General features: G+C 26.1%; 4 protein-coding genes. All 4 read left to right on the forward strand.

What is annotated here, in order from left to right; translation table 11 throughout:
- Positions 1–945 (forward strand): sialic acid synthase (gene neuB1, locus CAMP5063_RS08155; protein WP_337195148.1); only part of this gene is annotated, 945 nt, incomplete at its 5' end.
- Positions 942–2,057 (forward strand): UDP-N-acetylglucosamine 2-epimerase, encoded by a 1,116-nt coding sequence (gene neuC, locus CAMP5063_RS08160; protein ID WP_052817904.1) that lies wholly within the window; start codon positions 942–944, stop codon positions 2,055–2,057. The genes neuB1 and neuC, both read left to right, overlap by 4 nt.
- Positions 2,054–2,710, forward strand: coding sequence for an acylneuraminate cytidylyltransferase family protein (locus CAMP5063_RS08165; protein ID WP_337195149.1), 657 nt, complete (start codon positions 2,054–2,056; stop codon positions 2,708–2,710). Before neuC ends, CAMP5063_RS08165 begins: the two co-directional genes overlap by 4 nt.
- Positions 2,689–4,047 (forward strand): alpha-2,3-sialyltransferase (locus CAMP5063_RS08170; protein ID WP_337195150.1); only part of this gene is annotated, 1,359 nt, incomplete at its 3' end. The genes CAMP5063_RS08165 and CAMP5063_RS08170, both read left to right, overlap by 22 nt.

Genomic DNA, 4,047 nt, shown 5'->3' on the forward strand with positions numbered 1-4,047 from the left:
GAGATAGCAAAACTTATGGTAGATGCAGCCAAAAGAGCAGGAGCTAAGATAATAAAACACCAAACTCATATAGTCGAAGATGAAATGAGTCAAGAAGCTAAAAATGTTATACCAGGTAATGCAAATATTAGCATTTATGAGATTATGGAACAATGTGCATTAAGCTATAAAGATGAACTAGCTTTAAAAGAGTATGTAGAAAAGCAAGGTTTAGTATATCTTAGCACTCCATTTAGCAGAGCTGCTGCAAATCGTTTAGAAGATATGGGTGTAAGTGCTTATAAAATAGGCTCGGGTGAATGCAATAATTATCCTTTAATAAAACATATAGCACAATTTAAAAAACCTATGATTATAAGTACCGGAATGAATAGCATAGAAAGTATAAAACCCACAGTTAAAATACTTAGAGATTATGAAATACCTTTTGTTTTACTTCATACTACAAATTTATATCCAACCCCATCACACTTAGTAAGATTACAAGCTATGTTAGAACTATATAAAGAATTTAATTGTCTTTATGGACTCAGTGATCACACCACAAACAATCTTGCATGTATAGGCGCAATAGTTCTTGGAGCAAGTGTACTAGAAAGACACTTTACAGATACCATGGATAGAAAAGGCCCTGATATAGTTTGCTCTATGGATGAAAGTGCTTTAAAAGATCTTATAAATCAAACACAAGAAATGGTGCTTTTAAGAGGCGATAATAATAAAAATCCTTTAAAAGAAGAGCAAGTGACCATTGATTTTGCATTTGCTAGTGTAGTAAGTATTAAAGATATAAAAAAGGGTGAAATTTTATCTATGGATAATATTTGGGTAAAAAGACCTTCAAAAGGTGGGATAAGTGCAAAGGATTTTGAAGCCATACTTGGAAAAAGAGCAAAAAAAGATATAAAAAATAATATACAACTAACATGGGATGATTTTGAATGAAAAAAATAGTTTTTGTTAGTGGAACTAGAGCTGATTTTTCTAAAATAAAATCACTAATGATGAAAGTTGATAATTCAAATGAATTTGAATTATTTATATTTGTAACCGGTATGCATATGAGTAAAAAATTTGGCTCTACTTATATGGAAATAGAAAAATGTGGTTTTAAAAATATATATAAATATATAAATCATGATAAGTATTATCAGATGGATAAGGCTTTATCATCAACAATAGATGGTTTTTCTAAATTTATACATGAGATAGAGCCTGATTTGATAGTAGTGCATGGTGATAGAGTGGAGCCTTTAGCTGCTGCTATAGTAGGAAGTTTAAATAATATCTTAGTGGCACATATAGAAGGCGGAGAGCTTTCAGGAACTATAGATGAGAGCTTAAGACACGCTATTAGTAAATTAGCACATATTCATTTAGTAAATGATGAAATAGCAAAAAAAAGATTAATACAAATGGGTGAAGATGAGAAATCCATTTTCATTATAGGTTCTCCTGATTTAGAATTGCTAAATAATACTATATCTTTAGATGAAGCAAAAAAATATTATGATATAAAATTTAAAAATTATGCCATAGCTATATTTCATCCAATTACAACCGAAATAAACTCTTTATATAAACAAAGTGAAGAATTTGTAAATGCTCTTATAAAAAGTGAGAAAAATTATATAGTTATTTATCCAAATAATGATTTAGGATTTGAGTTGATTTTGCAAAATTATGAAAGGCTTAAAAATAATGAAAGATTTAAAATTTTTCCTTCTTTAAGATTTGAGTATTTTATAAGTTTGCTAAAAAATGCCAATTTTATCATAGGAAATTCAAGTTGTATAATAAAAGAAGCTTTATATCTTAATGTAAATGGAATTTTAGTTGGCTCAAGACAAGATGGTAGAACTGGTATTAATAAAACAATAAGAGTAAATGCAGAGGAAAAAGATATATTAGAAGCTATTTTAAATACTAGCAAATGCACTAATATTACAAACAAAAGATTAGAAATTTTAAATAGTTCTGAGCAATTTTATAGGTTATTGAAAAATAATATTTTATTTACTATAAACAAGCAAAAAATATTTATGGATAAAAAATGACTTTAGCTATAATACCTGCTCGAGCTGGTTCAAAAGGTATAAAAAATAAAAATTTAGCTCTTTTACACAATAAGCCTTTGTTGTATTATACTATCAATGCGGCAAAAAATTCAAAGTATGTAGATAAAATTGTTTTAAGTAGCGATGGTAGTGATATATTAGAATATGGAAAAACTCAAGGTGTAGATGTGTTAAAAAGACCTAAAGAGTTAGCGTTAGATGATACAACTAGTGATAAGGTTGTATTACATACCTTGAGTTTTTACAAAGATTATGAAAATATTGTTTTATTACAACCCACTTCCCCTTTAAGGACAAATGTACATATAGACGAAGCTTTTTTAAAATTTAAAAATGAAAACTCAAATGCATTAATAAGTGTTGTAGAATGCGATAATAAAATTTTAAAAGCTTTTATAGATGATAATGGCAACTTAAAAGGAATTTGCAATAACAAATATCCGTTTATGCCTAGGCAAAAATTACCAAAAACTTATATGAGTAATGGTGCAATTTATATAGTAAAGTCAAATTTATTTTTAAATAACCCAACTTTTTTGCAAGAAAAAACGAGTTGTTATATAATGGATGAAAAAGCTAGTTTGGATATAGACACAACGGAGGATTTAAAATGGATTGCAAATATAAAATGAAAAATAATAATCAAGAAAAAAATGTCTTAATAGCTGGAAATGGCCCAAGTTTAAAAGAAATTGATTATAGAAGATTACCCGATAAGTATGATGTTTTTAGATGTAATCAATTTTATTTTGAAGAAAAATATTATTTAGGAAAAAATGTAAAATCAGTTTTTTTTAATCCAGGAGTTTTTTTTGAACAATATTATACCTCCATGCAGCTTATTTTAAAAAAAGAATATTTTATTGAAAATATTATATGTTCAACTTTTGATTTAAATTTTATAGATAATTCTTTATTTTTAAAATCATTCTATAATTGGTTTCCTGAGGCTTATTTGGGTCATGAAATTTTGAATAAACTAAAAGATTTTTACAATTATATTAAATATAATGAAATTTATTATAATCAGAGAATAACATCAAGTATATATATGTGTGCAATAGCTATTATATTTGGCTATGAAAATATATTTTTAACCGGGGTTGATTTTTACGATCAGAGTAAAAATTACTATGCTTTTGATTCTAAAAAAAATAATCTAATAAAGCTTAATCCTAGTTTTAGTATAAATCATAATAGAGGCGTTTTTCATAGTAAAGATGTAGATTTAAAAGCCCTTGATTTTTTAATGAAAAATTATTCGATAAATATTTATTCAGTATCACCAAATTCTATATTATCTAGATATATTAAATTGCCTGATTGTGTTAATAAAAATAGGTTTAAAATTATTAAAAAACATGATTATATTAATGATATAATTATTCCCACTAATAGTGCTATATATGGTTATTATAAGAAAGTTTTTTCTAAAAGTGATAAAATTTTATATGATACAAATAATAATAAATTACATAATATAGAGCAAAAGATAAATATACAAATTCAAAATCTAAATCAAGCAATAAAAAACAAAGACGAACTTATAACAAACAAAACAACTCAAATTCAAAATCTAAATCAAGCAATAAAAAACAAAGACGAACTTATACAAAATACAAACAATCTACTATCCTTCCAAACCAAATACGGCACAGCCAAAATAAGAATTCAAAACCAACTCTCATATAAACTAGGTCAAGCTATGATAGTAAATTCTAAATCTTGCTTAGGCTACTTAATAATGCCTATAGCATTATTAAGTATAATGATTTCACATAAACAAGAACAAAAAAACTACCAAGAAAAAATAAAAAAAGATCCTTCTTTAAAATTACCTCCTTTAGAATCATATCCTGATTATAAAGAAGCTTTAAAACTTAAAAATCATCTTTCTTATAAACTAGGAGAGGCTCTTATACAGGCTAATAAAACTTGGTATAAAGGAGGATATATTAAGATGTTGTTT

Source organism: Campylobacter sp. RM5063, from assembly GCF_024723655.1.
Classification (GTDB): Bacteria; Campylobacterota; Campylobacteria; order Campylobacterales; family Campylobacteraceae; genus Campylobacter_D; species Campylobacter_D lari_D.

Bases quoted from the DNA above. Each gene is read 5' to 3' on its own strand.
- neuC (WP_052817904.1), top strand. From the start codon at position 942: ATGAAAAAAATAGTTTTTGTTAGTGGAACTAGAGCTGATTTTTCTAAA.
- CAMP5063_RS08165 (WP_337195149.1), top strand. From the start codon at position 2,054: ATGACTTTAGCTATAATACCTGCTCGAGCTGGTTCAAAAGGTATAAAA.